The following is a 25295-nucleotide window of genomic DNA, read 5'->3' on the forward strand; positions in this document are numbered from 1 at the left end:
GTTTGTCCCGCGGTCAAAATAGATTTTCATTCGAAACCTAAACGCGCAATTCATTGATCAGTTCCCGCATATCCGCTGGGATTTCGCTATCGAGCGCGACTTTGTTACCGGTCACCGGATGAATAAAACCCAAATGGGCCGCGTGCAATGCCTGGCGGGTGAAATTCCGCGCTCTCAATATATCCGACAGCGGCTTTCGGGCGCGTCCATAGACCGGGTCGCCGACGAGCGGATGGCCGATATGCGCCATATGCACGCGCACCTGATGCGTGCGGCCGGTTTCGAGCCGGCATTCGACCAGGGTGGCGCCGTTCAGCGCCTCGACCGTCCGGTAATGCGTCACCGCGCGCTTGCCGCGTCCCGCGGCGACCACCGCCATCTTCTTGCGATTGGTCGGCGACCGCCCGAGCGCGGCGTCGACCGTCCCGTTCGCGGGCATCGGCCGTCCGGTCGCGAGCGCCAGATAGCGGCGGTCGATGCTGTGCGCCGCGAATTGCTTGGCCAGCCCCTCATGCGCCTTGTCATGCTTCGCGGCGACGATCAGCCCGCTCGTATCCTTGTCGATGCGGTGGACGATCCCCGGCCGCGCGACCCCGCCGATTCCCGAAAGCTGCCCCGCGCAATGGTGGAGCAGCGCATTGACCAACGTGCCGTCGGCATTGCCCGCGGCGGGATGGACGACCATCCCCGCGGGCTTGTCGACGACGATCAGATGCACGTCCTCATAGGCGATGACGAGATCGAGATCCTGCGCGATATTATGCGCGGGCGCAGCGACGGGAAGGCGGATTTCCAGCACAGCGGGCGCCGCGGCTTTCGTCGCCGGGTCCCACAGGATCGCGCCGCTCGCATCGGCGACGCGGCCGCCCTTGATCAGCGTCTTGAGCCGCTCGCGCGACAGATTGGGCAGCGCCTCGGCGAGCGCCCGGTCGAGCCGCAGCCCGGCGGCACCCTCGGTCAGCGTCACATGCAAAATCTGATCGTCCCCCGGCATCATCGGCGATGTGGCCCCTAAACGCCAAAAATCAAGGGGGTTGCGCTTGCCCTCGCGGGGGCTGCTGCCCTAGGAGCGAGGGAGCCGGAAACATCCGGACGCTGCGCTGGGGAGCCTTGCATTCATTATGACCGATGACCGCGTCGATTTCGCCTCCATGCTGGCCTCGCGCCTTTGCCACGATCTGCTCAGTCCCGTGGGCGCCTTCGCCAACGGGCTCGAACTGCTCGCCGACGAAAAAGACCCCGAAATGCGCGCACGCTGCCTCGATCTTCTCGAACAGAGCGCGCGGACCTCGGCGGCGAAGCTCAAATTCTTCCGGCTCGCCTTCGGTTCGGCGGGCGGTTTCGGCGAGGCAGTGCCGCCCGCCGAGGCGAAGGCGGCGATCGAGGGGATCATGGCCGACCGCCCGATCGAGCTCAACTGGATGATCGGCGACGAGCCGCTGCCCAAGCCCGCGGTGAAGATCATCCTCAACCTCGCGCTGATCCTCGTCGACGCGCTGGTGCGCGGCGGGCGGCTCGACATCGGCTGCGAACGGCAGGGCGAGGGGATAGAGATCGCGCTCCATGCCGAGGCCGAACGCATCCTCGTCGATGCCGATGTCGAACGCATCCTGCAGGAAGGCGAGGCGAGCGCCGCCATGACGTCACGCACCGCCCCCGCCGTGCTCGTTCAGGCGGTTGCGGCGCAGAATGACGGACAGGTGATGCTCGCGCGCGAAACCCCGACTTCGCTGCTTGTGGGCGCAGTGCTCAAGGGTCGATAGATATGTCGCGTGTCAATTAACACTTGACATATTGCCAAGCCATGCTTTACACATTGGCATGGAGATCGGGAGTATCAGGCACAAGGGTCTGCGTCGCTTTGCGGAAAGCGGTTCGGCCAAAGGGGTCATGCAGCCGGACCGGCTCCGCGACATGCTGGCCTTCATCGTTGCCGCCGCCTCGTTCGACGAACTTGGCACGCCGCCCAATTTCGGGCTTCATCCGTTACGCGGCGACCGCGCGGGACGTTGGGCCATGACGGTAACCCGCAATTATCGGCTGACGTTCACGCGGATCGATGATCGAACCATCGGCGATCTCGATTTGGAGGATTATCACTGATGACTATCCAGCTTCATGCGTCCTTAGCCGTCCACCCTGGGCCGTGGCTGCGGCGCAATATGGTGGAACCCTATCGCCTGAACGTATCGCAGGCCGCCAATCATCTGCAGGTGAGCCGCGCGGCGATGAGCAATTTGCTGAACGGGCACGCCGATCTTTCGCCGGAGATGGCGGTTCGCTTCGAAAAGGCTTTCGGCGTGTCGGCGGCGACGCTGCTGAGGATGCAGGCGGCTTTCGATCTGGCGCAAGTTGAGGATGCGGCAAAGACGCTCAGGATCGAACGGTTGCCGGAGCCGGCCTGAGCCGCGACGGGCCGCTCGTCGCTCCCCCGGTAAAGCCCTCTTTAACCAATGTTCGCCATGGTGGCCGCTCGATTGGGGGCACCGGTTACCGCGATGGACGATCTGCTGAACGATTTTCTGGCCGAAACGTCGGAAATTCTTGCCGAAGCCGGCGGGGCGCTGGTGGCGTGGGAGGCCGATCCCGCCGACCGCGAGCGGCTCGATGCGATCTTCCGCTTCGTCCACACGATCAAGGGCAGTTCGGGCTTTCTGTCGCTGCCGCGCGTCACCGCGCTCGCGCACGCGGCCGAGGATGCGCTCGACCAGGTGCGGCGCGGCCAGCGCCAGGCCGATGCGGCGCTCGTCACCGCAGTCCTCGGCATCGTCGATCGCCTGTCCGATCTCTGCGCCGCGCTCGGCACGCAGGGCAGCGAGCCCGCGGGCGACGACAGCGCGGTCATCGCCGCGCTCGCCTCGACCGGATCGGCGCCCGTAGCCCCCGCCGAAAGCGCCGCCGAGCCCGCGCGCTCCGACGCCGAAGCCGACGATCTTTCGGTCGACCTTCAGGCGTGGCGGTCGATTCGCGTGCCGCTGCCGCTGCTCGACAGCGTGATGACCGGCGTCACCGACATCGTCCTCGCCCGCAACGAATTTTCGCGGATGCTGCGCGAAAGCGGCGCCGACGCCTCGCTCGTCGCCTCGTTCGACCGCCTCTCCGATTCGATCGCCGCGATGCGCCAGTCGGTCAGCCACATGCGGATGCAGCGGATCGACAAGCTGTTCGCTCCGTTGCCGCGCATCGTCCGCGATCTCGCGCAGGATCTGGGCAAGAAGGTCGAATTCAGCGCCACCGGCGGCGAGGTCGAACTCGACCGCGAGATGATGGAGAATATCCGCGATCCGCTGATCCACATCGTCCGCAACGCGCTCGACCATGGCATCGAACCGCTCGATCAGCGTGTCGCCGCGGGCAAGAGCGTCACCGCGACCTTGTCGGTGTCGGCGCGCCAGTCGGGCAACCAGATCGAGATCGAGGTGCGCGACGACGGGCGCGGCCTGTCGCCCGACGCGCTGGCCGCAAAGGCGATCGCCTCGCGCATCCTGACCGCCGCCGAAGCGCGCGCGCTCAGCCCGAAGGACAAGCTCGAGCTGATCTTCCGCCCCGGCTTCTCGACCGCCGCCAAGGTGACCTCGGTGTCGGGGCGCGGCGTCGGCATGGACATCGTCAAGGCGAATCTCGAGCGGATCGGCGGCATCGTCGAGCTGCGTAACGAGGAAGGGCGCGGGCTCGCGATCGTGCTGCGCGTGCCGATGACGCTGACGATCATTTCGGGGCTGATGGTGCGCGCCGCGGCGCAATATTTCGCGATTCCGCGCGGTGCGGTTCGCGAGATTCTGCTCGAAAACAGCGACAGCGTGCGCATCGACCGCGTCGGCGGCGGCGAACTCGTCACCGTGCGCGGCGAACAATTCCCGCTGCTCCGCCTCGAAACGATCCTCGACTGCGACGTCGATGAAAGCGACGATGCCGACGAGCGCGCAATCGTGATCGTCCGGCCGGGGCAGGGGCTCAGCTATGCGATCAGCGTCGCGGCGATCCACGACCATGAGGAACTGGTGATCAAACCCGCCGCGCCGCCGATCATGGCGACCGGCCTCTACGCCGGAACGACGCTGCCCGACAATGGTCGGCCGGTGCTGCTCCTCGACGTGCAGGGCGTGATGGCCGCCGCGGCGATCGACGCGTCCGAAAGCGGGCGCGCCGCTGCCGGCGCCGGCGAGGCGGAGGATGCCGCCGCGAGCGTGCGCGATGCGGCGCAACTGCTGCTCTTCCGCGACATCGACCAACGCCTGCGCGGCGTGCGCCTTTCGGTCATCGAGCGGGTCGAAGAAGTTCCCGTCCTCGCGCTCTTCGAAAGCGCCGGACAGGTGCGCGCGCAGATCGGCGAACAGATTTTCCCCGTCCACGCCGATCGCCTGCCCGACACGCAAGGCACGGTGAAGCTGCTGCGGCTCCACGACGGCCGTGCGGTGCTCTGCTATCCGATCGACGCGGTGATCGACATCGTCCGCCTGCCCGACGCCGTTCAGCCCGCCGCCACGCCGGGACTCATCGCAGGCGTCGTCCTCGTCGGCGGCGAGCCGGTCGAGGTGATTGATCCTTTCTGGCTGATGGAACGCTATGCACCGGTCGCGGCATCGCTCGTCGAGACACGGCAGCCGCTCTGCACTCTTGCGGGCGATCAGGATGGCTGGGGCGACAATTTCCTCGCGCCGCTGCTCCGCCAGGCGGGCTATCGGGTCGCCGGCAGCGACGAAGCCGGCGGCGAACGCCCCGACGTGATGCTCTGTCTCGCCGACGATCCGGCGCAGTGCGGCGTTGCCGGCGACGATGTGCCGATGATCCGGCTGCGCGCTTCGTTGGAGGCGGCCGCGTCCGACGAGGAAAGCGTTTATCGCTACGACCGCCAGGCGCTGCTCGAAGCGTTGCGCCGGCGCGTCGGGGGAGGCCGCGCCGCATGATGGACAAGCTCTACCTCGTCGCGCGCATCGCCGACACGCGCGTCGCGCTGCGCAGCCGCGCGATCAATTCGGTCGTCGTCGTCGGCACGCCGGTCGCGGTTCCCGCCGCGCCGCCGCATGTCGCGGGGCTCTTCGCGCTGCGCAGCCGCGTGCTGACGCTCATCGATCCGCACGTCGTCGTCGGGCTCGCCCCGGTGCCGGTTGCCGCGGGGCAGCGCGTGATCGTCGTCGACGTTGCGGGTCACGGCTATGCGCTGCTCGCCGACGCGATCGAGGACGTATGCTTCATCGACGCACCCGAAACGCGCGTCGCGGGCAAATTGCTGCCCGGCTGGGCGCGCATCGCCGAGGCGATGATCGAACATCAGGGTGCTTCGCTGCTCGTCGTCGATCCGGCGCGGCTCATCGCCGAACCGGTGGCGAGCGCTTATTAACGGGCTGGACACTCCTTCGCGTTACAACGGCGCGAACCTCGGGGGGGTCGGAGGGAATATAGAATGTCGAAATCTTGTCTGGTCGTCGATGACAGCAAAGTGATTCGCAAGGTCGCGCGTCATATCCTTGAAAGTATGGAATTTGCGGTCGAGGAAGCCGCCGACGGGCAGGAGGCGCTCAGCTTTTGCCGCGCGAATCGCCCCGACGTCATCCTGCTCGACTGGAACATGCCGGTGATGAGCGGCATGGAATTCCTCGGTGCTTTCAATGATCTGGACTTCGGTCTTGAGGAACGGCCGCGCGTTGTCTTCTGCACGACCGAAAACAGCATCGACCATATTCGCGCCGCGATCGAAGCGGGTGCCGACGAATATGTGATGAAGCCGTTCGATCGCGAAACGCTCGAAGGAAAGCTGCAGCTCGTCGGCGTTGCCTGAGAGCTGAAGGTGACCCAACCCCGACCCGAGATTCCCGAGCCCGCCGGCGCTACCGAAGTCGCGACGGCGCGCAGCGTCCGCGTGATGCTCGTCGACGACAGCCTCGTCGTGCGCAGCATCCTCGAACGGATCGTCGAGCAGCGTGCCGAACTCAAGATTTGCGCGTCGGTCGCCTCGGCGCACGAAGCGCTCGCCTATCTGGCCTGCGAGCCGGTCGATGTCGTCGTCCTCGACATCGAGATGCCCGGCATGAACGGCATCGCCGCGCTGCCGCACATATTGGAGCGAGCGCAGGGGGCGCGCGTGCTGATCCTGTCGTCGAACTGCATCGAGGGCGGTCCCGCGGCGATCGAAGCACTCGCACTCGGTGCCAGCGACACGCTCGCGAAGCCGGGCCGCGGCAGCTTTTCGGGGCGCTTCGCCGACATCCTGACCGAACGCATCCTGACCCTCGGGCAGCAGCCGCTTGCGGTTCCGGTGCTCTGCGCCCTCCCGCCGGCCGCGGTGAAGCCGGCGCCCGCGCTCGAGGGGATTCATCCCGCCGAATGTATCGCGGTCGCCGCCTCGACCGGCGGCATCCCCGCCTTCGCCAATTTCCTGGCCCACCTCGATCCGCGCGTGACCGCACCGATCCTCCTTACCCAGCATCTGCCCGACGCCTTCATGGAATTTTACGCGCGCCAGATCGCGACGATGACCACGCGCAAGGTTTGCGTCGCGACGGCCGGAATGGCGGTCGAGTGCGGCCACGTCTATCTCGCGCCGGGCGACGCGCATCTGCGCGTCGTCGAGGGCGCGCGCGGCCCCGAAATCGCGCTCGACCGCCATCCGGTCGAGAACGGCTGCTGCCCGTCGGCCGACCCGATGCTCGATTCGGTCGCCGCACTCTATGGCAAGCGCGGGGTCGCGGTGGTCCTCAGCGGCATGGGACGCGACGGGGCACAGGGCGCGGCGCGGCTCAAGGCGGCGGGCGGCACGGTCTTCGCGCAGGCGCCCGAAAGCTGCGTGATCTGGGGTATGCCCGGCGCGGTGAGCAAGACCGGCATCGCCGCGGCGACGCTCAATCCCGACGCCATCGCGCTGATGCTCGGCAGCCTCGCGGGGGGACGCAAGCCATGATGGGCGGTGGGGGCGGCAGCGATTCGGCCTATCGCGTACTGATGGCCGTGCTCGAATCGCGCACCGGACAGACCTTGTCGCCGAGCCGCATCTGGCGCATCGAAATGTCGCTGAAGCCGGTGATGCAGCGCCACGGGATCGCCGACCTCGACGCGCTCGTCGCGGCGCTCGTCACCTCGACCAGCCGCCAACTGCTCGACGACACGGTCGACGCGATGCTCAACAACGAGACCTTCTTTTATCGCGAACACAGCGTCTTCGACGATATTGCCGCCACCGCGCTCGACCATCTGCGCACGATCAACGCCGCGTCGCGCCGGATCACCATCTGGCATTGCGGCGTGTCGACGGGGCAGGAAGCCTATTCGATGGCGATGCTGTTCGCCGAACAGGAGGCGCGCTGGGCCGGCTGGACGATCCAGATCGTCGGCACCGACGTCAGCTATCATGCGATTTCGCGCGCGCGCGCCGGCATCTATTCGCAGTTCGAAATTCAGCGCGGGCTGCCGGTGCAGCGCATGGTGCGCTGGTTCGACCAGACCGGGGCGGGGTGGCTGGCCAAGGCCGATCTGCGCCGGCGCGTCGATTTTTCGGTGCAGAATATGCTCGTCGACCGGCCGCCGCTTGGCGGTGCCGCCGATCTGATCTTCTGCCGCAACCTCTTGCTCTATTTCGCCAAGCCGATGCGCGAAAAGGCGTTCGCGCGGTTGCGCGCCGCCGCCGCGCCGCAGAGTTTCCTCGTCCTCGGCGCGGGCGAAACGGTGCTCGGCCAGACCGATCAGTTCGTCGCCAGCCCGCGGCTGCGCGGCCTCTACGAGCCCGCCGACCAGAAGGTGCGGCGCGCGGCCTGACTTGCAATTTGCCCCCCGCTGGCGCAAGCGGAGGCGGGGCGGCAGCAGGGATGGACAGCGACACGCATGAGCGATTTTATCGAACGCTGGTCTCCCAATTTCGACGAGCGCGCGCTGCCTGTCTCGATGATCGTGCTGCATTATACCGGCATGAAGACCGGCGCCGAAGCGATCGACCGGCTCGCCGACCCCGCCGCGAAAGTCTCGGCGCATTATGTCGTCAGCGAGGATGGGCAGATCACGCATATGGTGCCCGAGGACAAGCGCGCGTGGCACGCGGGCGCGTCGCACTGGCGCGGCATCAACGACGTCAATTCGGCGAGCGTCGGCATCGAGATCGTCAATCCGGGGCACGAATGGGGTTATGTCCCCTTTCCCGACGAGCAGATCGCCTCGGTCGTCCGGCTCGTCCATCTGATCAAGGACCGCCATGCCGTCACGCGCGGCAATGTCGTCGGCCATTCGGACGTCGCCCCCGCGCGCAAGCAGGACCCCGGCGAGCTTTTTCCCTGGGGCGAACTCGCGCGCCGCCGCCTCGCGCTGCCGCGCCCGACGAAAAAGCTCACCGATCCGCTATGGACCGACGCGGGTTTCCTGCTCGCGCTCGAACGCTTCGGCTATGACGTGACCGACGGTTTCGCGGCGACGGTGGCGTTCCAGCGCCGCTTTCGCCCCGAACTGATCGACGGCACGATCGACGGCGAATGCCGCGCGATATTGCTGGCCTTGCTGCTGCCGCAGCCCGAAGGGGACTGAGGCGCCGCCCGCCGGTCAATCGCGCTTCGTGACCGTCACCACCGCGTCGATGGGCAAATCCCCGTAAAGATGGGGAAAGAGCGCGCCGCCGCGCGCTTCCTCCCAGCGGATCGCGTCGCCGAGCAGGGTCAGATCGACCTCGGCGATGTGCAGCCCCGATTGCCCGGCGAAATGCTTCTCGAGCGTCCCTTCGACCTGTTCGGCGCTCGACAGGTGGATATAGCCGTCGGCGATGTCGATCGGCGCGCCGCGGAACACCCGGTCGCGCTCGAACTCGGCCCATTGCTGCGCGGTCAATATCTTGAAGGCGGTGGCGGCGCTCATGCGTCGCCGTCCTTGGCCGCTTCCGCCGGCTCGACCGCTTCGCCGGCCTCTTCCTCGCTCTCCTCGATCAGTGCCGCCGACACGACATGCTCGCCCTCGGCGACGTCGAACAGCCGCACGCCCGCCGAGCCGCGGCCGATGACGCGCAGGCTGTCGAGCCCCATGCGGATCAGCTTCGCCTGGTCGGTGACGAGCATCAGCTGATGCGCCTGCGTCGCGGGGAAACTCGCGACCACCGGCCCGTTGCGGCCGATATTGTCGATGTTGGTGATCCCCTGGCCGCCGCGGCCGGTGCGGCGATATTCGACCGCCGACGACAGCTTGCCATAGCCATTGGCGCAGACGGTCAGGATGAACTGCTCGCGCGCCGCCAGCTCGGCATAGCGCGCGTCGTCCATGCGGCGCGGCGTGCGGTCGGGGTCTTCGCCCTTCCACGGCGCGTGGCGCAGATAATCCTCGCGCTCCTCCTGATCGGCGATGCCGGTGCGGTGCAGGATCGACAGCGAGATCACCTCGTCGCCCGCCGCGAGGCGCATCCCGCGCACGCCGGTCGAGTTGCGGCTCTGGAATTCGCGGACATCGTCGCCGGCAAAGCGGATCGCCTTGCCCTGCCGCGTCGCGAGCAGCACATCGTCGCTTTCGTCGAGCAGAGCGACGCCGATCAGCCGGTCGTCGGCATCCTCGCCCTCGAACTTCATCGCGATCTTGCCGTTCGACGGCACGTTGGTGAAGGCGTCCATGCTGTTGCGGCGCACGCTGCCCTTCGCGGTCGCGAACATGACATGCAGCTTGCCCCACTCCTCCTCATCCTCGGGCAGCGGCAGCACGGTCGAGATCGTCTCGCCGGTTTCGAGCGGGAGCAGGTTGACCATCGGCCGCCCGCGCGTCGCGGGGCCGCCTTCGGGCAGGCGCCACACCTTCATGCGATAGACGCGGCCGAGGGTCGAGAAGAAGAGCACCGGCGTGTGCGTCGAGGTGACGAACAGCTCGGTGACGACATCCTCGTCCTTCGTCGCCATGCCGGCGCGCCCCTTGCCGCCGCGGCGCTGCGCGCGGAAGGTGTCGAGCGGGGTGCGCTTGATATAGCCGTCCATCGTCACCGTGACGACCATCTCCTCGCGTTCGATCAGATCCTCGTCGTCGATTCCGTCGGCGGCGGGCGCCATCAGCGTCTTGCGCGGCGTCGCGAATTCGTCGCGCACCGCGACGAGTTCCTCGCGCATCACGCCATAGAGTTTGACGCGATCGGCGAGGATCGACAGCAGCTCCTCGATGACCGCCGCCAGCTCCTTCAATTCGTCACCGATCTCGTCGCGGCCGAGCGCGGTCAGGCGGTGGAGGCGCAGGTCGAGGATCGCCTTCACCTGTATTTCGGAGAGGCGATAGACGGCGCTTTCCTCCATCTCGCCCTCGATCGCCTCGACGAGGCGGATATAGGGCGCGATTTCGCCGATCGGCCATTCGCGCGCGAGCAGCGCTTCGCGCGCCGCGGCGGGGTTCGGCGCGCCGCGGATGATCCGCACCACCTCGTCGAGGTTCGACACCGCGACGACGAGCCCCAGCAAGATGTGCGCGCGGTCGCGCGCCTTCGCGAGCTCATATTTGCAGCGGCGGGTGATCACCTCTTCGCGGAAGGCGATGAAGGCCGTCAAAATATCTTGCAGCCCCAGCATTTCGGGGCGGCCGCCGCGGATCGCGAGCATGTTCGCGGGAAAGCTCGACTGCGCCGGCGTGTGCCGCCACAGCTGGTTGAGCACGACGTCGGCGGTCGCATCGCGCTTCAGGTCGATGACGATGCGCACCCCTTCGCGGTTCGATTCGTCGCGAATGTCGGCGACGCCCTCGATGCGCTTGTCGCGCGCCGCTTCGGCGATCTTTTCGACGAGGCCCGACTTGCCGACCTGAAAGGGGATCGAGGTCAGGACGATCGAGCGGCGCCCTTCTCCCCTGCCGCGGCCTTCCTCGATCTCGTGCGTCGCGCGCATCATGATCGAGCCGCGCCCGGTGGTATAGGCGTTGCGGATGCCGCCCTGGCCCAGGATCATCGCGCCGGTCGGGAAATCGGGACCCGGGATGATCTGCATCAGCTCTTCGGTCGACAGCGGCGCGCCGCCCTCGAGCTGGCGGTCGATCGTCGCGAGGCAGGCGTCGATCACTTCGCCCAGATTGTGCGGCGGGATGTTCGTCGCCATGCCGACCGCGATGCCGCCCGCGCCGTTGACGAGCAGGTTCGGAAAGCGCGCCGGGAGGACCGTCGGCTCTTCGCGGCTCGCGTCATAGTTGGGCTGAAAGTCGACCGTATCCTTGTCGAGATCGTTCAGCAGCACCATCGCGGTCTTGGCAAGCCGCGCCTCGGTGTAACGCATCGACGCCGGCGGATCGGGGTCCATCGAGCCGAAATTGCCCTGACCGTCGATCAAGGGCACGCGCAGCGACCAGTCCTGCGTCATGCGTGCGAGCGCGTCATAGATGGCGCTGTCGCCGTGCGGGTGATAATTGCCCATCACGTCGCCGACGATCTTCGCCGATTTCTTGTACGGGCGGCCGGGGACGAAGCCGCCTTCCTGCGCGGCATAGAGAATGCGCCGGTGGACGGGCTTCAGGCCGTCGCGCACGTCGGGAAGCGCGCGGGCAACGATCACGCTCATCGCGTAATCGAGGTAGGACGTCTTCATTTCATCGACGATGTTGATCGGCGACACGCCATCCTCGGACGGCGGCATAGGCGTATTTTCTTCGGTCAAGACCCGGCCTTTTTTCTGCTTATCGGGAGATGCTTCGGGCCTAGCCGATGGGGCGCCGATATGCCAGTGATTCGCGCGGTTTCGGCGGGATTTTTTCACTTTTGCGGCACGGGCCGAAAGCGGCGTCCGGCGGAGGCGAATTCGCGCCGGATTGCGGCGGCATGGCGGCACAGAAGCGGCTTGCCAATCGACGGTCTGCGCCTAAAGGTTCGGCGCCATGCGCTTTTCCAAGATCCCTGACGGCCCATGGCCCTGATCGCGCTGGTGGGGGCCAGCGAGCCGCTGCCCGATGGCGGGCTGCGCGCGCTCGTGTCGGTGGCGGGCGAGACTCTGCTCGAACGGCAGGCGGCGCGGCTCGCCGATGTCGGCGTCACGCACATCGCGGTGTCGGTGGGCGCCGTGCCGGGCGAACTGCTCGCCACCTGCGACCGCATCCGGCGCCGCGGCATGAAGGTGACGCCGGTGCGCGGTGCCGGCGACCTGCTGCCGCTCGTCGAGCCCGACGACCGCATCATCCTCGTCGCCGACGGGCTGCGCGCCGGGGGCACGCACTATGCCGCGATCGCCAAGCCCGGGTCGCCCGCGATCCTCGTCACCGGCGACACGGTGCTGACGCAGGGGTTCGAGCGGATCGACGCGACGCGGCGCTGGGGCGGGCTCGCGTGCATCTCGCAGCCGATGGTCGCCGAACTCGCCGCGATGCCCGGCGAATGGGACATGATGCTCACCTTGCTCCGCCTCGCGGTGCAGGCGGGATCGCGGCGGCTCTATTGCGAACCCGCGCTGTTCGAGCAGGGCGAGATCGCGATCGTCGCCGATCGCCCGACCGCGGCGCTGATCGAGCAATCGAGCCTGCAACGCGTCGAATATGGCGGCATGGGGCTCGGCCGCTCGGCGATCATGATGCCGCTCGTCCGGCTCGCGGGGCCGCTGCTCGTCCGCTCGCCCGCGACCGCGCGCTATCTGCCCTTTCTGACCGGCCTGTCGTGGGTGATCGTCGCGCTGCTCGCGGCGAGCGGGCTCGCGGCGGCGGGGGCGCTGGTGGCGGTGTTCGGCGGGCTCGGCCTCGCGGCGATGCGCTTCCTGTCCGCCTTCCGCGCCGAAAGCGCGGCGCAGGACCGTTGGCGCGAGGTCATCCGTACCTTCGCCTGGGTGCTGCTCGCGGTCTTTCCCTGGCTGCTTTCGCTCGCCGCGCCGGGCCATGTCATGCCGCCCTTTTCACAGGCCGCGCTGGCGCCCTGCCTCGCCGCAACGATCCTGCTCGCGCGCTGGCTCTATGTCGATTCGGGCGAAAAACGGCGCTTCCACTGGCTGCTGCCCGACGCCGATCAGGCGTGGATCATGCTCGCGCCGGCGCTGTTGTTCGGCTTCGCGGCGCCGATGTTCGCGATCCTGCCGCTCCTCGCGCTGTTCCAGATCCTGCTGTGGTTGCGTCTCGCGCGGCGCCCGGAGGCGCGGTAAGACGGTGCGCTTCAAGGTTTAGAGCGCATTAACGCCATTCTGATATGGCCCGACACGCATGAGTGACTCTTTCGTCCCCCCCGGCATTGATTTGCCGCCGTCGACGCTGCCGGCGCGCCTCGCCGAGCTGGCGGCCTATCTGGCGGCGCCTGCGGCCGGGCGGCTGACGGAGGAGCAGCGCGCGCTGGCGCTCGGCATCGCGCGGCGCCTGGTGTGCGAGATCGCGCGCGAGCTCGACCGGGGGATCGACGCGGACATATTGTGGCAGAGCTGGCTTGCCGACGGCGTGCCGGCGGCGGCGCGGCTCGCCGCGCCCTGTTTTGCGCGCGCCGAGGAACATCGCTGGCGCGAACAGTCGATGCAGCAGGCGGCGATGCCGTTCGCCGGCGCGGCGGGCGATGCGCGGCCGGAGAGCGAGCAGGAGACGCTATCGGCGGTCGATCGCGCCTATCTGCAACTGCAGATCGCCGACGGGCGCCGCCGCGATGCGCTCGGCAGCCCCTGCATTGCGCCGGCCGACCTCGACCCGGCGCTGTTCCGTACGCTGCTGCTCGACATCGCCGCCTGGCAGCTCGGCCGGATCGAGGGCGATCAGGGGGAGGGGGCAAGGCTCGGCAACGCCGTCAACGGCCTGATGGCGAAGCAGGCGAGCGCCCCCGGAATCGACGCCGCTGCACGCGACTATCATGCGGCGCTGGCGGCCGAACAGGCGCTCGCCGAAGCGGCCGAAACAGCGATTGCGCGGCACGACTGGCCGGCGCTGATCGCGCTTGCGGCTTCGGCGCATGGCGCGCGTTTCGAAGCGATGGCAGTGGCGCTCCTCAGTGCCGAACCGGCGGCATTGCCGTTGCTGCTCGCACCGCTGCGCCTGGACCGCGCCGCGCTCGCGCCGCTCGAAGCCTCGTTCGCCCAGCTCACCGATCGAGCCGTTCCCGGCGTTCTGGCCGACCATTCGGCGCCGCGGGCAGAGGTGCGGGGATGAGCGAGCGCATCGTCCGGGGCCGGATCGACCGTGCCGGCATATTGGTCAGCGCCGATGCCCCGCTGTTGAAGCTGCAACGGCGCGCCGGGGCGGGGCTCGACCGGCCGCTGGCGCTGCCGCAACTCGCGCGGCTCGTCGCGCTCGCCCAGCGGCTCCAGCGCGACATCAGCCGGCCGCTCTATGCCGCCGACGATCACAGCGATATCCACGCTCTGGTGCGGGTCATGCCCGATGCCGACGGCGCCAATCTGGAGATCAGCGACTGGCGCACCGGGCCGGTCGGCCAGCCGCAGGTGCCCTCGATTCCCGACATGGCCGCGGCGCCGCACGCCTGGGCGTGGGAATGCGACGGCCAATTGCGCCTGGTCGTGCTGCGCGCCGGCGTCGATGCGCCGCCGGTGCCGGCCGGCTGGGAAGGCTTGTCGCTGTCCGAACAGTTCGAGCTGCAGCCCAATGAGGCGGGGCGGTTCGCCGTCCTGCGCGCGCTCGCGCAGCAATCACGCTTCGAGGGGCAGCGCGTGCGCGTTGCCGGCGCCAATGCCCATGCGGCCTGGATGCTCTCGGGCGACCCCCAGTTCGATGCAACCGGGCGTTTTACCGGCTTTCGCGGCATCGCGGTCCCGGTCGACGGGCCGGGTTCGGCGGCGGGCGCACCCGAACCGCGCACCGATCCCGCCTTCGGCTCGCTGCCGCTGTCCGATCCGCAGTTCGGGCGCCGGATCGACGGTGCGCTGCGCGGCCCGCTCAGCCGGATCATCGCCACCGCCGAAACGATCTCGGGCCAGTTCGACGGACCGATCCGCGCCGATTATGCGCGCTACGCCGGCGACATCGCCCATGCGGGACGGCATTTGCTCGGGCTCGTCGACGATCTCGCCGATTTGCAGAATATCGAACGCCCCGGCTTCAAGGCGGCGCGCGACGAGATCGACCTTGGCGACCTCGCCCGGCGCGCGGTCGGGCTGCTCGGCATGAAGGCCGAGGAAAAGGGGATTCGCATCGACACCCCGCGCCCCGACGATCCGATGCCCGCGTGGGGCGAATTCCGCCGCGTCTTGCAGGTGCTGTTGAACCTGCTCGGCAATGCGATCCGCTATTCGCCGCTCGATTCGCAGATCTGGATCCGCGTCGATCGCGAGGGCGACCGCGCCTCGGTGACGATCGCCGATCAGGGGCAGGGGCTGTCGGCCGACCAGCAGGACGTGGTGTTCGAGAAATTCGAACGCCTCGGCCGCACCGACAGCGGCGGCTCGGGGCTCGGCCTCTATATCGCGCGGCGCCTCGCGCGCGCGATGGAGGGCGACCTGACGGTCGAAAGCGCGCCGGGGCAGGGCGCGCGCTTCACCCTGACCCTCCCCGCGCGCGATCCCGGCTAGCCCGGAAAGGCTCCAAGCGCGCGCTTCAGCCCTCGAGCAAGGCTTTCGTTGCCGCCGTGACGTCGGCCTGACGCATCAGGCTTTCGCCGACGAGGAAAGCGCGCACGCCGCTCGCCGCGAGCCGCCGGCAATCGGCGTGGGTCGCAATGCCGCTTTCGCCGACGAGCAAGCTTCCCGGCGGCACCAGCTTCGCGAGGCGTTCGGTGACCGCGAGGTCGGTCTGAAAAGTCCTGAGGTCGCGGTTGTTGACGCCGATCAGGCGCGATTTGAGCTCTCTCAGCGCGCGCTCCAGCTCGGCTTCGTCATGCACCTCGACCAGCACGTCCATGCCGCGTTCGATCGCCGCGGCCTCGATCTCGCGCATCGCGTCGTCGCCCAGCGCCGCGACGATGATCAAAATCGCGTCGGCGCCGATCGAGCGCGCTTCGGCGACCTGCCACGGGTCGATCATGAAATCCTTGCGCAGCACCGGCAAGGGGCACGCCGTGCGCGCGGCGATCAGATATTCCTCATGCCCCTGAAAATAAGGCGCGTCGGTGAGCACCGACAGGCAGGCCGCGCCCCCCGCGGCATAGGCGCGCGCATGATCGGCAGGATTGAAATCCGCCCGGATCAACCCCTTGGACGGCGAGGCTTTCTTGATTTCGGCGATCAGGCCGAAACCGCCCGCGGCGATCTTCGCCTCCAGCGCGGCGGCGAAGCCGCGCACCGGGCCGGCATCGACCGCGTCGAGCGCGGCGACCGAGCGCGATTTGCGGCGCTCGGCGACTTCCTCCGCCTTGGTCGCCAATATTTCGGTGAGCTTGTTCACTGGGTGCGTCCCGCTTGTCCGTCATTGCGAGGGCCGCAGGCCCGCGGCAATCCAGAGCTGCGCAAGACCGCTCTGGATTGCTTCGCTTCGCTCGCAATGACGAGGAAAAAAGTGCTCATTTATACGCGATCCAGCAGTTGAGCAGCGCGTTGGCGAGGCCCTTGTCGATCGCCTCGGCGGCTTCCTCGACGCCCTCGACGAGCGTATCCGCGGCGCCCGCGACGACGAGCGCCTCGGCGGCGTTGTAGAGCACCGCGTCGCGATAGGCGCCGGGCTCGCCCATCAGCAGGCCGCGCAACGCCCTGGCATTATAGGCCGCATCGCCGCCGCGGATATCCGAAATCGGCCGCGTCGGCAGGCCCGCGTCGGCGGCGTGGCTGCGCTGCATCCGAACGCCCTCGGGGGTGACGACCGCGACCTCGTTGCCGCCCGCGAGCGACAGTTCGTCGATCCCCTCGTCGCCCGAGATCACGCGCGAATGGTCGGTGCCGAGCCGGTGGAGCGCCTCGGCATAGACGGGGACATAGGCGGGGCGCGCGATGCCGATCAGCTGGCGCCGCACGCGCGCCGGATTGGCGAGCGGCCCCATCAGGTTGAAGATGGTGCGGCGGCCGAGCGCCTTGCGGATCGGCATGATGCGCGCCATCGCCGGATGGTGGTGCGCGGCGAAGAGGAAGCAGATGCCGAGATCGGCGAGCTGCGCTTCGGCCATTTCGCTCGCGCGCGCCATGTCGAGGCCGAGCGCTTCCAAGGTATCAGCGGCCCCCGACTTGGAGGAAGCGGCGCGATTACCATGCTTTGCGACCGGAACCTCGCACGCCGCGACGACGATCGACACAGCGGTCGAGACGTTCAACGTATGATGCCCGTCGCCCCCGGTGCCGCAGACGTCGATCGCGCCTTCGGGGGCCTCGATCGGGATCAGCCGGTCGCGCATCGCCTGCGCCGCCGCGGCGATCTCGGTCGCGGTCTCGCCGCGGTCGGACAGCGCCGACAGGAAGGCGGCGACCTCCTCGTCGCTGCCGCCGCCGTCGAGCATCGTCGCGAACGCCGCTTCGGCTTCGTCCCGATCCAGAAGCGCGGCCGGGTCGGGAAAGGGGCCGAAGCGACTCATGCCGCCTGCCGCTTGGCGACCGGCAGCCCCGCCAGCGCCATGAAATTGGCGAGCATCGCATGACCATGTTCGGTCGCGATGCTTTCGGGGTGGAATTGCACGCCATGGATGGGGAGTTCGGCGTGGCGAAAGCCCATCACCGCGCCATCGTCGCTCGTCGCGTTGATCGGCAGGCAGTCCGGAATATCGACGACCTCGAGGCTGTGATAGCGCGTCGCGGTGAGGGGGGAGGGCAGGCCTGCGAACAGTCCGCTGCCGTCGTGACACACCGGCGAGGTCTTGCCGTGCATCAGGTGCCCGCGCTGCACCGTCCCGCCGAAATGCTGCCCGATCGCCTGATGTCCCAGGCACACGCCGAGCAGCGGCCGCGCTGCATCGGCGCAGGCGGCGACGAGATCGAGGCTGATCCCCGCCTCGTTCGGCGTGCAGGGCCCCGGCGAAATCAGCAGCGCATCGGCCCCGGTCGCGAGCGCCTCGGCCGCTGTCAGTGCATCGTTCCGCTCGACGCGCACCTCGGCCCCCAGCTCGATCAGATAATGAACGAGGTTGAAAGTGAAGCTGTCGTAATTGTCGATGACGAGGATCATGAGCCCTGCTTGTCATAAGCGATGAATGGCGATGGTGCGAAGGCCGGTTGGCTGACCCGTTCATACCAATCAGTCTTGAAATTCGGAAGGAGAGCGATCTCGGCTAGGAGTAACTCCCAGCTCTCCAACTCTTCGTGGAAAATCCAGTGGTCGTCATCAGACGCTATTTCGCAACAAATGAGATCCGAAGTCACCTCATCACGCTTGAAAAACGTGACTCGCCTGATGAGATCGGCGGAAACAGGCAGCGACGTAGTCACTGCCCGTATCCCGGCGTCCCCGCAAGCCGCACCGCTTCGCGCGCCGCGGCGAAGAGGGCGCCCGCCTTGGCTTCGCATTCGCGCTGTTCATAGGCCGGATCGCTGTCGGCGACGATCCCCGCGCCCGCCTGCGCATACATGGTGCCGTCCTTGACGATCGCGGTGCGCAGCACGATGCAGCTGTCCATATTGCCGTCGGGCGCGAAATAGCCGACGCCGCCGGCATAAGGCCCGCGGACGTCGGCTTCGAGCTCGGCGATGATCTGGCACGCGCGCACCTTGGGCGCGCCGCTGACGGTGCCGGCGGGAAAGCCCGCGAACAGCGCGTCGATCGCATCCTTGCCCGGCGACAGGCGGCCGATGACGTTCGATACGATGTGCATGACGTGGCTGTAATATTCGACGGTATAGCTGTCGGTCACGGTGACGCTGCCGCCCGTCGCCGCGCGGCCGACGTCGTTGCGGCCGAGGTCGAGCAGCATCAGATGCTCGGCGCGCTCCTTGGGGTCGGCGAGCAGGCTCTCGCGATTCTCGGCATCCTCGGCGCTCGTGCGGCCGCGCGGCCGGGTGCCGGCGATCGGGCGGATCGTGATCTCGCCGTCGCGCACGCGCACCAATATCTCGGGCGACGATCCGATCAGCGCGAAGCCCGGCAGGTCGAGGAAATAGAGGAAGGGCGAGGGGTTGATCCGCCGCAGCGCGCGATAAAGGTCGAAGGGCGGCAGGTCGAAGGGGGTCGAAAAGCGCTGCGACAGCACGACCTGAAAAATGTCGCCCGCCGCGATATAATCCTTCGCCGCGCGCACCATTTCGGCATAGCGTTCGGGGCTCGTTGCGGCGTGGCGGACGATGTCGCCCGGCTGCGCGCCGGTGGCTGCGCGCGCGGCGTGCGCGTTCGCGCTCGACAGCCGCGCGGCGATGCCTTCGAGCCGGTCGTTCGCCGCCTCGATCATCCGGTCGATCGCGCCGTCGGCGTCGGGCCAGATCGGCGCGATCAGGAACAGCTCGTCGGCGAGCCGGTCGAAGACGAGGATCGTCGTCGGGCGCACGAAGATCATGTCGGGCAGGCCGAGCCCCGCGCCCGGCGCACGCGGGATGCGCTCGACGAGGCCGATCGTTTCATAGGCGAAAAAGCCGACGAGCGTTGCCAGCGCCTTGGGCAGGCCTTCGGGCACGTCGAAGCGGCATTCGGCAACCAGGTCGCGCAGCGCCTGCAGCGCGCCGCCCGCCAGCGGCACGAAGGCGCCCTTGTCGTGGCGCCAGTCGCGGTTGATCCGCGCCGCATCGCCGGTCGCTTCGAACATCAAATCGGGATCGAGCCCGATCAGGCTGTAGCGCCCGCGCGTCTCGCCGCTTTCGACCGATTCGAGCACCCAGTCGCCGCGTCCCGGCTCGATCAGCTTGAGCGCGGCCGAAACCGGCGTTTCGACGTCGGCGATCAGCCGCTGCCAGACGACCGCGCCGCGCCCCTGCGCCAGCGCCTCGAGCGCTGCTGCTCTGCCCTCGAGCGCCACTTCTACTGAACCGCGGCCGCTCCGGTCAGCTCCTTGCGAAGCTGCTCGAGCAGGTCCTTGTTGATCTGCACCTCGGCGCGGCGCTTCGCCTCGGTCGCGAGCTGCGCGACCAGTTCGTTGCCGAACGCCGGGCCGAGCGGCCGTGCGAGGCCCTTGACCTGTTCGGGGTCGATGTCCTTGGCGTCGGGGCGGTCGACCTTGCCCAGCGAAATCACCATCCAGCCGCGATTGCCGGGGATTTCGAGCGTTTTGACGCTGCCCTCGGCCATCGAAAAGAGCAGCGCGAGCTCGGGCGGCACCTGCGCGCCGTCGCGGGCGATTTCGGCGCGGCTGCCGCCGATCGCCTGGACATTGCCGATATTGGGCCCGGCGGCGCGGACCGCAGCGGGCAGATCCTGACCGCCCTCGACCGCCTTGACGATCGCGCGCGCCTTGTCGCGGGCGACCTTCTGGCCCTGCGCCAGACGCCAGTCGGCGAGCAGCTCGCTGCGGATTTCGGCGAGCGGCGGCGGTGCGGCGGCCACGACCGACTTGACGGCAAAGACCGCAAATTGCTCATTCTGCTTGAGCGTCGCGAGCTGGCCTTCGCCTTCCGATGCGCCCTGGAACGCCTGCGCGACCATCGGCGCGAGGTCGGGCGACAGGGCGAAGTCGGGCTTCGCGGGCGCGCGGCCGCTCGGCAGGATCGCGGGGGTCTCGTGCAGTTCCAGCTTGCGGTCGGACGCGACCTCCTCGATCGAGGCGCCGCCGTTCACCGCATCCTGCACCGCGTTATAATAATCGACGACCGCCTCTTCGGCCTTGTTCTTTTCGAGCTGGGCGCGAATCTCCGGCGTCGCGTCGGCCAGGCTGCGCGCCGGCGTCGTAGTGACATTCTCGACGCGCGCGATCGACCAGCCGAGTTCGGTCTGCGTCGGGCCGAGCAGGTCGCCTTGCCTGGCGGCGAACGCAGTCTTTGCGGCGTCGGCGCTCGTCGTCGCGGCATAGGCCGATTGGGTGAGGTCGCCGGTGTTCGAGCTCGAAAGCCCCGCGGCCCTGGCGGCATCGGACAGCGACGCGCCGCCGCGAACCTTGGCCGCGATGCCGTCGGCCGTCTTCTTGTCGGGGGCGATCACCTGCGCCAGCCGGCGCGTTTCCTTGGCGGCATATTGCGCGGCGTTGCGCTTGTAGAATTCGGCGATTTCGGCGTCGGTCACCGGTGGCGCCTTGACCGAGCCACGATCGAACAGCGCATATTGGATCACGCGGCGCTCGGGGATCGAATAGCGCGCGACATTCTGCGTCAGATATTTGCGCAGCACATCGTCGCCCGGATCGCTCTTGGGCGCAAAGGGGCTCGCGGGCACGAAGGTCGCCAGACCCTGCCGCTTTTCGAGGAGCAGCGCCGCATAGGGCTCGGCCATCGCGGGCGGCACCGCGGGCACGCGGCCGATCGGCGCGGCGACCTGTTCGGCGAGCAGCTGCTGCGCGATGTCGCGGCGAAGCTGCGTCTCGGTCATGCCGTTCTGCGTCAGAAAGGCCTCGAAACGCGCCTGATCGAAACTGCCCGACACGCCGGCAAAGACCGGAAGGTCGGCGATGCGGCCGTCGACGAGCCGCTTGCTCACGCCAAAGCCCATATCTTCGGCCAGTTGCTCGAAGGCCGCGCCCTCGACGAGCTGGTCGAGCACCTGATCGAGCCCGCCCGATTCGACAAAGGCCGCCATCGTCAATCCGGGCTGCTGTTCGCGCGTCTGGTTATACGCCATCCGCACCCGGTCGCGCAGTTCGCCAAGGCCGATGTCGGTGTTGCCGACGCGCGCGACATTCGCGCCGCCGATGCCGCCGAAGCTCGAGTTGCCGGTCACATCGCCCAGCGCGAAGGCGAGGCCGACGATCACGACAAAGGCAAGCGCGAGGAACTTGCCGATGGCAGATCCGAAAAGGCGGCGAAGGGCGGTAATCATCGAAGGGGCAATCTTTCGCGGCTGGGCGCACGAAGGCGCGGTCGGGCGCTGCTTTAGGCGGGAGGCCGGGCTGCATCAAGGCGGGAAACGGATTCGGCCCGCTTGCGCGCCGCCCCGATGCGTGATCATCTTTGAGTGAGTAAGCCCGTGTGCTCCCGCGGAGGCGGGAGCCCATCTCCCGACGGCTCTATCTTGCACGGGCACGAGCTGGGTCCCCGCGTTGGCGCTACGCGCCGCCTTCGGCTCCGCGGGGACACATGATCTTTCACAGGCGCTTCATTCAAGGACGATCATGTTCTAGGGCCAGCTCGCGGGCGACGAGACCCGCGACGAGGAGGGATGAATGGTACGGCGCAAATATGTGGTCGGCAACTGGAAGATGAACGGGCTCAGCGGCGCGCTGGCCGAGGCCGAGGCGATTTTCGCCGGCGCCCGCGCGCACGAAGCCGTCGATGTCGCGCTGTGCCCGCCCTTCACGCTGATCGGCCCGATGGCGGCGCTTGGCGGCGCGACCGGCGGGCAGGATTGCCACCCGCAGCCGTCGGGCGCCTTCACCGGCTCGGTATCGGCTCCGATGCTCGCCGATGCCGGCGCGGCGCTCGTCATCGTCGGCCACAGCGAACGCCGCGAGGGGTTCGCCGAGCGCGACGCCGACGTCAAGGCGAAGGCGGGGGCGGCGCTGACCGCCGGGCTGTCGGTGATCCTCTGCGTCGGCGAACCGCTCGGCGTGCGCGAATCGGGCGGCGCGATCGACTATGTGCTGGCGCAGGTGCAGGGTTCGCTGCCCGGCGACTTCGACCCCGCGCGGCTCGCCGTCGCCTATGAACCGATCTGGGCGATCGGCACCGGCCGCGTGCCGACGATCGAGGATGTCGCCGCGATGCACGGCGCGATCCGCGCCGCTCTGTCCGACCGGATCGGCGAGGGTGCGGCGGCGGTGCGCCTGCTCTATGGCGGATCGGTCAATGGCGACAATGCGGCCGATCTGCTCGGTGCGCGCGACGTCGACGGCGCGCTGGTCGGCGGCGCCAGCCTGACCGCCGCGAAATTCCTGCCGATCGTCGAGGCGGCGGCGCGGGTGGGGTAGGCAAGGGGTTTGTCGTCTGGGTGAATCGCTTGCAAAGCTCGTGTGCTCCCGCGCAGGCGGGAGCCCATCTCCCGACGGCACTATCTTGCTCCGACCGGAGATGGGTCCCCGCCTGCGCGGGGACACACGAACTATCACGGGCGATTCAGCCAGGCGGCAAGCCTATCGCCCGAGCCAGCGTTTCAGCACCTCTTCGCTATCCTGCCCGACTTCGAGCGGGGCCGGGCGACGGACCGAGCCGGGGGTCGCCGACAGCTTGGGGAAGACTCCCTGCATCGTCACTTCGCCGAATTCGGCGTCGGGCAGGGTGACGAGCGCCTCGCGCGCCGCGAAATGCGGGTCGGCGAACATGTCCTCGGCGTCATAGACGCGCCCGGCGGGCACCCCCGCCTCGATCATCTTCGCCTCGAGTTCGGCGATCGTCATCGTCCGCGTCCAGTCGCCGATCAGCGCGTCGAGTTCTTCCTGCCGCGCGCCGCGCGCGCGGTGCGTCGCATAGCGCTCGTCGCTCGCGAGTTCGGGGCGACCCATCGCGGCGGCGAGCCGTGCGAACACCCCGTCCTGATTGGCGCCGATCAGATATTCGCCGTCGCGGCACGGATAGACGTTCGAGGGTGCGATGCCCGGCAGCGTCGATCCGGTGCGCCGGCGCTTGGTCCCGCTCGCCGAATAGTCGGCGACGGTCGATTCCATCACCTGCAGCACCGCTTCATAGAGCGCCGAATCGACGATCTGGCCTTCGCCGGTGCGGCTGCGGTGATGCAGCGCGGCGAGCGCGCCCATGCAGCCATAGGTCGCGGCGAGCGTGTCGCCGATCGACACGCCCATGCGCGCCGGCGGCCGGTCGGGATAGCCGACGATGCCGCGCCAGCCGCCCATCGCTTCGCCGATGCCGCCGAAGCCCGCGCGCTGCGAATAGGGACCGGTCTGGCCGTAACCCGACACGCGCACGACGATCAGCCCCGGATTGGCCTTGCGCAGTTCGGCGGGGTCGAGATTCCATTTCTCGAGCGTGCCGGGACGGAAATTCTCGATCAATATGTCGGCCTTCGCGATCAGCTCGCGTGCGAGCGCCTGTCCCGCCTCGCTGCGCAGGTCGGCGGCGACCGAATATTTGTTGCGCGCGATCACCCGCCACCAGCTCGGCCTGTCGCCCTGGCCCCAGTGGCGCATCTGGTCGCCGGTTTCGGGCGGCTCCAGCTTGACGATCTCGGCGCCCATGTCGCCGAGCAGCTGGCCGCAGAAGGGCCCGGCGATCAGCTGCCCCATCTCGACGACCCTGATGCCGTTCAGCGCCCCCGCCTTGCCGTCCCCGTTCGTCATATCGCTCCCTTCGGGCGTCCATCTCGCCTATCATGACCCTTATGCGGCGAAACGCGCCGCAAGCCATGGCCATGATATACTTAGAATGCTATGCAATTGGCAACCTGCCAAATGTGCGCGACGATCGAGAAGTTGAACGACGATGGAAAAGCGAGTGGAAATGGTCGAAGTCGGCCCCCGCGACGGGCTCCAGAACGAAAAGGACATCGTCGCGACCGCCGACAAGCTCGGCCTGATCGAGCGCGCGATCGCCTGGGGCGCGCGGCGGATCGAGGTGACGAGCTTCGTCAACCCCAGGCGCGTGCCGCAGCTCGCCGACGCCGAGGAACTGGTCGCGCTGCTGCCCGAACGGAGCGACGTCACCTACATCGGCCTCGTCCTCAACCGCCGTGGCGCGGAGCGCGCGCTCGCCACCGGGCGGATCGACGAACTCGGCGCGGTGTGCGTAACCAGCGACACGTTCGGGATTCGCAATCAGGGACAGACTGCGGCCGAATCGCTCGATGCGGCGCGGGAGATCGTCGCGCTGGCGAAAGCGGCGGGGCGAAGCGCGCAGATCACCATCGCGACCGCTTTCGGCTGTCCGTTCGAGGGCGAGGTGGCGATCGACCATGTCGTCGAAATGGCGAAGCGCGCCGCCGATGCGAATCCGCGCGAGGTCGCGCTCGCCGATACGATCGGCGTCGGCGTTCCCGCACAGGTCGCCGAACTGGTCGGCCGCGTCGCCGAAGCGATCGCGCCGCTGCCGGTGCGGGTGCATTTCCACAACACGCGCGGCACCGGCCTCGTCAATGTCTGGGCGGCAGTGGGCGAGGGCGCCGCGGTGGTCGACGCCTCGCTCGGCGGTATCGGCGGCTGTCCCTTCGCGCCGGGCGCCGCGGGCAATGTCGCGACCGAGGACGTCGCCTATATGCTGGAGCGCAGCGGTATCGCGACGGGCTTGTCCTTGCCCGGCCTCGTCGAGGCGGCGGGCTGGTTCGCCGGCGTCATGGACCGGCCGCTCCCGGCACTCGTCAGCCGGGCTCCTGCTTTTCCCTCCTGAGTGCAGCCAACGGCGATTTTGCTGCGCAAATAGGTGCAGCATTTTTGCATCACATCGCCCGCAATCGTATGCGAGCCAGATTGACAAAGAGAACGTTCCCATTTAGGTGAACGTTCACATTCAACAAATGCCGCCTGACATAATGAGCGGCTGTGACAGGGGAGGACCAAGGGGTGCAGGCATCTCATAAGCTTTGGCTCGGCAGGCTGCTGGTCGGCA

At 68.1% G+C, this 25295-nt stretch carries 24 protein-coding genes; 14 read left to right on the forward strand and 10 right to left on the reverse strand.

Annotation, left to right across the window (positions count from 1 at the left end; translation table 11 throughout):
* Nucleotides 1-37: 37 nt before the first annotated feature.
* The gene (locus CHB69_RS00885; protein ID WP_089214717.1) at nucleotides 38-994 is read right to left on the reverse strand and encodes an RluA family pseudouridine synthase; all 957 of its coding nucleotides are present in this window, start codon (nucleotides 992-994) and stop codon (nucleotides 38-40) included.
* Nucleotides 995-1121: 127 nt separating this feature from the next.
* Here CHB69_RS00885 and CHB69_RS00890 point away from each other — a divergent pair, with 127 nt between their 5' ends.
* The 9 genes from CHB69_RS00890 (at nucleotide 1122) to CHB69_RS00930 (ending at nucleotide 8505) form a co-directional block, all read left to right on the forward strand.
* Entirely contained in the window at nucleotides 1122-1763 is a 642-nt protein-coding gene (locus tag CHB69_RS00890) for a histidine phosphotransferase family protein (protein WP_089214104.1), read from the forward strand.
* A gap of 58 nt (nucleotides 1764-1821) precedes the next feature.
* The gene (locus tag CHB69_RS00895) at nucleotides 1822-2103 is read left to right on the forward strand and encodes a type II toxin-antitoxin system RelE/ParE family toxin (RefSeq protein ID WP_089214105.1); all 282 of its coding nucleotides are present in this window, start codon (nucleotides 1822-1824) and stop codon (nucleotides 2101-2103) included.
* Nucleotides 2103-2405 carry a HigA family addiction module antitoxin gene (locus CHB69_RS00900; RefSeq protein ID WP_089214106.1) on the forward strand — a complete coding sequence of 101 codons (303 nt, stop codon included), beginning with the start codon at nucleotides 2103-2105 and terminating at the stop codon, nucleotides 2403-2405. The genes CHB69_RS00895 and CHB69_RS00900 overlap by 1 nt, the downstream gene beginning before the upstream one ends.
* Before the next feature lie 57 nt (nucleotides 2406-2462).
* Nucleotides 2463-4907 (forward strand): chemotaxis protein CheA, encoded by a 2445-nt coding sequence (locus CHB69_RS00905; RefSeq protein ID WP_245836425.1) that lies wholly within the window; start codon nucleotides 2463-2465, stop codon nucleotides 4905-4907.
* Entirely contained in the window at nucleotides 4904-5341 is a 438-nt protein-coding gene (locus CHB69_RS00910) for a chemotaxis protein CheW (protein ID WP_245836426.1), read from the forward strand. The genes CHB69_RS00905 and CHB69_RS00910 overlap by 4 nt, the downstream gene beginning before the upstream one ends.
* A 63-nt stretch (nucleotides 5342-5404) precedes the next feature.
* Complete coding sequence (locus CHB69_RS00915; protein WP_089214109.1) at nucleotides 5405-5779, forward strand: response regulator; 375 nt, start codon at nucleotides 5405-5407, stop codon at nucleotides 5777-5779.
* A gap of 9 nt (nucleotides 5780-5788) precedes the next feature.
* Complete coding sequence (cheB, locus tag CHB69_RS00920; RefSeq protein ID WP_245836427.1) at nucleotides 5789-6898, forward strand: chemotaxis-specific protein-glutamate methyltransferase CheB; 1110 nt, start codon at nucleotides 5789-5791, stop codon at nucleotides 6896-6898.
* Nucleotides 6895-7749: a CheR family methyltransferase gene (locus CHB69_RS00925; RefSeq protein ID WP_245836428.1), complete on the forward strand. Its 855-nt coding sequence runs from the start codon at nucleotides 6895-6897 to the stop codon at nucleotides 7747-7749. The genes cheB and CHB69_RS00925 overlap by 4 nt, the downstream gene beginning before the upstream one ends.
* A 66-nt stretch (nucleotides 7750-7815) precedes the next feature.
* Nucleotides 7816-8505 (forward strand): N-acetylmuramoyl-L-alanine amidase, encoded by a 690-nt coding sequence (locus CHB69_RS00930; RefSeq protein ID WP_089214111.1) that lies wholly within the window; start codon nucleotides 7816-7818, stop codon nucleotides 8503-8505.
* A 15-nt stretch (nucleotides 8506-8520) separates the two neighbouring features.
* Here the strand turns inward: CHB69_RS00930 and CHB69_RS00935 are convergent, their stop codons facing one another.
* A complete protein-coding gene (locus CHB69_RS00935; protein ID WP_089214112.1) occupies nucleotides 8521-8829 on the reverse strand; it encodes a DUF952 domain-containing protein in 309 nt (102 codons plus the stop codon).
* A complete protein-coding gene (gene gyrA / locus CHB69_RS00940) occupies nucleotides 8826-11552 on the reverse strand; it encodes a DNA gyrase subunit A (RefSeq protein ID WP_170935427.1) in 2727 nt (908 codons plus the stop codon). Before gyrA ends, CHB69_RS00935 begins: the two co-directional genes overlap by 4 nt.
* Nucleotides 11553-11819: 267 nt before the next feature.
* Here gyrA and CHB69_RS00945 point away from each other — a divergent pair, with 267 nt between their 5' ends.
* The 3 genes from CHB69_RS00945 to CHB69_RS00955 are packed head-to-tail and all read left to right on the forward strand — an operon-like array spanning nucleotide 11820 to nucleotide 15392.
* Complete coding sequence (locus CHB69_RS00945) at nucleotides 11820-13034, forward strand: hypothetical protein (protein ID WP_089214114.1); 1215 nt, start codon at nucleotides 11820-11822, stop codon at nucleotides 13032-13034.
* Nucleotides 13035-13092: 58 nt separating this feature from the next.
* Nucleotides 13093-14016 carry a hypothetical protein gene (locus CHB69_RS00950; protein ID WP_089214115.1) on the forward strand — a complete coding sequence of 308 codons (924 nt, stop codon included), beginning with the start codon at nucleotides 13093-13095 and terminating at the stop codon, nucleotides 14014-14016.
* The gene (locus tag CHB69_RS00955; protein WP_089214116.1) at nucleotides 14013-15392 is read left to right on the forward strand and encodes a sensor histidine kinase; all 1380 of its coding nucleotides are present in this window, start codon (nucleotides 14013-14015) and stop codon (nucleotides 15390-15392) included. Before CHB69_RS00950 ends, CHB69_RS00955 begins: the two co-directional genes overlap by 4 nt.
* 25 nt (nucleotides 15393-15417) lie before the next feature.
* On the opposite strand, the gene trpC is transcribed toward CHB69_RS00955, so the two are convergent.
* From trpC to CHB69_RS00985, 6 genes are all read right to left on the reverse strand, one after another.
* On the reverse strand, nucleotides 15418-16203 hold the full coding sequence (gene trpC / locus CHB69_RS00960) for an indole-3-glycerol phosphate synthase TrpC (RefSeq protein WP_089214117.1): 786 nt from the start codon (nucleotides 16201-16203) through the stop codon (nucleotides 15418-15420).
* Nucleotides 16204-16318: 115 nt separating this feature from the next.
* Complete coding sequence (gene trpD, locus CHB69_RS00965; protein WP_089214118.1) at nucleotides 16319-17317, reverse strand: anthranilate phosphoribosyltransferase; 999 nt, start codon at nucleotides 17315-17317, stop codon at nucleotides 16319-16321.
* Complete coding sequence (locus tag CHB69_RS00970; RefSeq protein ID WP_089214119.1) at nucleotides 17314-17904, reverse strand: anthranilate synthase component II; 591 nt, start codon at nucleotides 17902-17904, stop codon at nucleotides 17314-17316. The genes trpD and CHB69_RS00970 overlap by 4 nt, the downstream gene beginning before the upstream one ends.
* A complete protein-coding gene (locus tag CHB69_RS00975; RefSeq protein WP_089214120.1) occupies nucleotides 17901-18164 on the reverse strand; it encodes a hypothetical protein in 264 nt (87 codons plus the stop codon). Before CHB69_RS00975 ends, CHB69_RS00970 begins: the two co-directional genes overlap by 4 nt.
* Entirely contained in the window at nucleotides 18161-19678 is a 1518-nt protein-coding gene (gene trpE / locus CHB69_RS00980; RefSeq protein WP_089214121.1) for an anthranilate synthase component I, read from the reverse strand. The genes CHB69_RS00975 and trpE overlap by 4 nt, the downstream gene beginning before the upstream one ends.
* A gap of 2 nt (nucleotides 19679-19680) precedes the next feature.
* Nucleotides 19681-21624, reverse strand: coding sequence for a peptidylprolyl isomerase (locus tag CHB69_RS00985; protein WP_089214122.1), 1944 nt, complete (start codon nucleotides 21622-21624; stop codon nucleotides 19681-19683).
* A 343-nt stretch (nucleotides 21625-21967) separates the two neighbouring features.
* On the opposite strand from CHB69_RS00985, the gene tpiA reads away from it, so the two are divergent.
* Nucleotides 21968-22711: a triose-phosphate isomerase gene (gene tpiA / locus CHB69_RS00990; protein ID WP_089214123.1), complete on the forward strand. Its 744-nt coding sequence runs from the start codon at nucleotides 21968-21970 to the stop codon at nucleotides 22709-22711.
* A 162-nt stretch (nucleotides 22712-22873) separates the two neighbouring features.
* Here the strand turns inward: tpiA and CHB69_RS00995 are convergent, their stop codons facing one another.
* Nucleotides 22874-24034, reverse strand: a complete 1161-nt coding sequence (locus CHB69_RS00995) for a CaiB/BaiF CoA transferase family protein (protein ID WP_089214124.1) — start codon at nucleotides 24032-24034, stop codon at nucleotides 22874-22876.
* A 142-nt stretch (nucleotides 24035-24176) separates the two neighbouring features.
* Here CHB69_RS00995 and CHB69_RS01000 point away from each other — a divergent pair, with 142 nt between their 5' ends.
* Complete coding sequence (locus tag CHB69_RS01000; RefSeq protein WP_089214125.1) at nucleotides 24177-25076, forward strand: hydroxymethylglutaryl-CoA lyase; 900 nt, start codon at nucleotides 24177-24179, stop codon at nucleotides 25074-25076.
* Nucleotides 25077-25295: the final 219 nt, after the last annotated feature.

This window comes from Sphingopyxis indica, assembly GCF_900188185.1.
GTDB classification, from domain to species: Bacteria; Pseudomonadota; Alphaproteobacteria; order Sphingomonadales; family Sphingomonadaceae; genus Sphingopyxis; species Sphingopyxis indica.